Origin of the sequence: Vibrio fujianensis, assembly GCF_002749895.1 — a bacterium.
GTDB classification, from domain to species: domain Bacteria; phylum Pseudomonadota; class Gammaproteobacteria; order Enterobacterales; family Vibrionaceae; genus Vibrio; species Vibrio fujianensis.
Window position 1 is genome coordinate 375,146 of record NZ_NBUS01000041.1, and the last position, 3,220, is coordinate 378,365.

5 protein-coding genes and 1 pseudogene are annotated in these 3,220 nt (G+C 39.5%); 2 read left to right on the plus strand and 4 right to left on the minus strand.

All coding sequences use genetic code 11. The features are described 5' to 3' along the window. Positions 1 to 166: 166 nt before the first annotated feature. A complete protein-coding gene (locus B7C60_RS08875) occupies positions 167 to 682 on the minus strand; it encodes a lipocalin family protein (RefSeq protein ID WP_099611330.1) in 516 nt (171 codons plus the stop codon). Positions 683 to 826: 144 nt separating this feature from the next. Next, positions 827 to 1,184: pseudogene (locus B7C60_RS08880) on the minus strand (DUF6404 family protein). 317 nt (positions 1,185 to 1,501) lie between these two features. Here B7C60_RS08880 and B7C60_RS08890 point away from each other — a divergent pair. Further along, entirely contained in the window at positions 1,502 to 1,774 is a 273-nt protein-coding gene (locus tag B7C60_RS08890; RefSeq protein WP_004394087.1) for a type II toxin-antitoxin system TacA family antitoxin, read from the plus strand. Then, entirely contained in the window at positions 1,771 to 2,268 is a 498-nt protein-coding gene (locus B7C60_RS08895; RefSeq protein ID WP_010319335.1) for a GNAT family N-acetyltransferase, read from the plus strand. The genes B7C60_RS08890 and B7C60_RS08895 overlap by 4 nt, the downstream gene beginning before the upstream one ends. 140 nt (positions 2,269 to 2,408) lie before the next feature. On the opposite strand, the gene B7C60_RS08900 is transcribed toward B7C60_RS08895, so the two are convergent. Together B7C60_RS08900 and B7C60_RS08905 are read right to left on the minus strand one after the other, a co-directional pair. Continuing rightward, the gene (locus B7C60_RS08900; protein WP_245869045.1) at positions 2,409 to 2,963 is read right to left on the minus strand and encodes an alpha/beta fold hydrolase; all 555 of its coding nucleotides are present in this window, start codon (positions 2,961 to 2,963) and stop codon (positions 2,409 to 2,411) included. Positions 2,964 to 2,967: 4 nt separating this feature from the next. Then, complete coding sequence (locus B7C60_RS08905) at positions 2,968 to 3,078, minus strand: DUF1289 domain-containing protein (RefSeq protein WP_099611332.1); 111 nt, start codon at positions 3,076 to 3,078, stop codon at positions 2,968 to 2,970. Positions 3,079 to 3,220 lie beyond the last annotated feature (142 nt).

The following is a 3,220-nucleotide window of genomic DNA, read 5'->3' on the forward strand; positions in this document are numbered from 1 at the left end:
ATCTTAATGCATTCGCTTGAGAAGTCTTCCTTTTTAAGCTTGATAAATAATTCCAAATATCTTGTTCATAAACAATCCTTTGAACTTAAACTAGCCAGCCGTAACCTCAAATGCCAACCAAACCAAAACTGCCAAGCGTTGACTGTCCCTCTTAAATGTTAGGTATTTATTGCTGCTGAACGTAAATGAGCCGATTTGTATCAAAACCACGCTCTTTCGACATCTGAACGAACTTCTCAACAATATCACGTTCGACGGTCGGCGTTCTTGAAAGTAACCACAGATATCCTGTATTCGGTCCTGAAACAAACGCATAACTATAGTTTTCACGATCTAACTCAAAAATCACATAGGAACCATAAAATGGGCCAAAAAATGAAACTTTTAGATAGCCGTCTATTGGACTATTCACAAAGTAAGCTTTGCCTTCAGCTTCCTTCCACTCATCTTTATCTTTAGAATAACCACGATTAAGAACCGAAATACCACCATCATTTCGAATACTGTATTCCGCTGTAACCTGACTTAAACCTCTTTCAAATGAGTGATCGAGTCGAGCAATCTCGTACCACTTACCTAAATAATTGTTCAGTTCAAAATCCGATACTGGTTTTACTGATTCGGGCATACCCAAGCAACCATTCAATAAAACCGAGCAAAAAATCAAAAAGATAGCTCTCATGATGCCTCCAAATACCTAACGCCGCGTTAAGTGGTGAACAACGCTACCACTGAACCTAAACCATTATGACGTAAACACTAAAACCGACTTAAACCAAAACTGCCAAGCGTTGTGAATCCGTCTTAAACGCTTTGTTATGGCGCTTTACTCGTAGTGTTGATGACACCATTTTTCCCCAGTTTGTTTCACCCAAAAGCTTTCGAGCCTTAATAGTGCGAAATACGTTGATAATTCCCATACAAATGCCAAATAGAGATGATGAGACAAGATAAGTTACCCAATTTTCTGGCTCTGAATGCCAAAAAAACACCCACATCAACGCCCCCCATAGTAGCCCCATAAATAAACCATGTGTTATGAGTATTTTTGCAGGCGATTGAAAAACTAAAGGTTTTTTAGAAGGGTCTTTGTATTTAGACCAAATAAATGCAGTTGGCTTAGTTAAATCTGCTGGGACACCCTTCTCAATCAAGTGCTTTTGAATAAATTCTGCCTTTTCCATCTTCACCTCACTATACGTACGCCAATTTGAATTATAAGGCTTTAGCACAATTTATCGAGAATGCTGATTGAAGTGCTGCGACTGACTTCAAAGCCTGACTGCGCCATAACGCCCGCTTAAGGGGCTGACAACGCTACTACCAAGTTTCCGCATAACACCGTAATCATCAAAATCAACGCATAATGAAAATGCCGCGCGTTGGAAGTCCCTCTTGAAGCGTTTGTTAGCTTGCGTGCCAAAGTGACACAATAATTGCTTTTTGTATATTTAAACACCATAATAAGGATGTGACATTTTGACACAAAGGAGAACACATTATGGCTACCACTTTACCTCGTATCACTGCGAGAGTTGATGTCGATACACAAAACTTATTAACCAAAGCGGCTGCTCTCGCTGGCATGTCTAGTATTAACTCATTTGTACTCAATGCTGCAATCGAAAAAGCAAAACAAGTGATTGAACGTGAGCAAACACTAAAATTAAGCCAAGCAGACGCCATTTTACTTATGGAAGCTCTCGATAAACCAACAACATTAAATCAAAAGCTTAAAACTGCCGCCGAACGTTATGAGACCAAAAACCAATGATGAAAACGGTATTACTCGATAAAGATAAACACGACAGAAACCGATTCAACTGCGGAATTGATGCGCTTAATAACTATTTGAAAGTCATGGCAAGTCAGCAGGCTAAAAAAGATAATACCCGAACATTTGTTTTAGAGGATGAAAATAATACCTCACTTATCATCGGTTTTTACACTTTAACAATGACACCCATTGACCTAAAAGCATTGCCCGATAAGTTACAGAAAAAGCATCAGTCATCAACGTCTGGCGGACTCATTGCTCGCTTAGCTATCGATGAGCGCTATAAAGGTAAAGGATTTGGCGAGTGGTTACTTATCGATGCTCTACGAAAACTACTAGCCGCTAGTGATAGCGTGGCATTCCCCGTCGTTATTGTTGACGCAAAAGATGGCGCTAAACATTTCTATGAGCGCTATGGTTTTAAAGCGTTTCAAGATGCAGAAAATAAGCTATTTATCACCATTTCAGATATTAGGGCAAGTTTAGGCTAGTATTGCTAGCGTTTAGCAAGCTAACGCCGCATTAAGGGGCAGCCAACGCAAACAACTGCGCTCAAATTAACCAACCGTAACCTTAAATGCTCAACCAAACCAAAACTGCCAAGCGTTGACTGTCCCTCTTGAAGCGTTTGTTAGCCCTTTTTGCCCAGTAAATCAATTAGTAAACTCGAAAACTTTTCTGGATTTTCTTGAGGCAACATGTGAGATTCATTTTCAATAACCACCAATTTTGAGTGTCTTAAAGCTCGTGCATCACTCTGCGTTGCCAGCTTAAATAAGTCTCGTGTTTTATCGCCATGTCCAAATATCAAAGACAGATCGATATTCGATAGACTTTGGGCATCAATCGATGGATGTTCTTGCTGATTTAGTTGCAAAGGCAATGTATAAGCTTGCTTTAACTGTAAACTCTTCACCTCAGTTGGTTGCTTATCGAAGTAACCATGACAATTCCCAGAACCGTCAATCAATGATTCAACAGCTAAACTCAAATTCCCTTGATTTACATGATTAAAAACAGGCTCAAACATTGACTCTGCATCCGCAACCCAAGTTTTCATTTCATCTTCTTGAACACAACCGGGATATCCCGGCTCATACAAAAATACTTTAGACAATGGCAATTGAGACGTTGCTATCATGTTCAATACAACATCTGCACCATAAGACCAACCAACAACATTCACGGGCTTATCTGAATGTTCTGAAACATCCTAAACAAATGTCATTTTCATCTAGACTGCAATGCCTATTACAAGGTGATTTAGGATCTTCACTTTCGGTTTCATTTACATTAACCATAGTTAATATCTCTTTATAAACAATATCTTGTGATAGAAAAAGTTATTGGAATTTGGCCTTACACATAACGCCGCGTTAAGGGGCAGCCAACGCTACTGCCAAGCTTCCGCATAACACCGTAATCACAAAAACCAACGCATAA

Coding starts and splice junctions, on each gene's coding strand:
- B7C60_RS08875 (WP_099611330.1), bottom strand. CDS start 682: ATGAGAGCTATCTTTTTGATTTTTTGCTCGGTTTTATTGAATGGTTGC.
- B7C60_RS08890 (WP_004394087.1), top strand. CDS start 1,502: ATGGCTACCACTTTACCTCGTATCACTGCGAGAGTTGATGTCGATACA.
- B7C60_RS08895 (WP_010319335.1), top strand. CDS start 1,771: ATGATGAAAACGGTATTACTCGATAAAGATAAACACGACAGAAACCGA.
- B7C60_RS08905 (WP_099611332.1), bottom strand. CDS start 3,078: ATGGTTAATGTAAATGAAACCGAAAGTGAAGATCCTAAATCACCTTGT.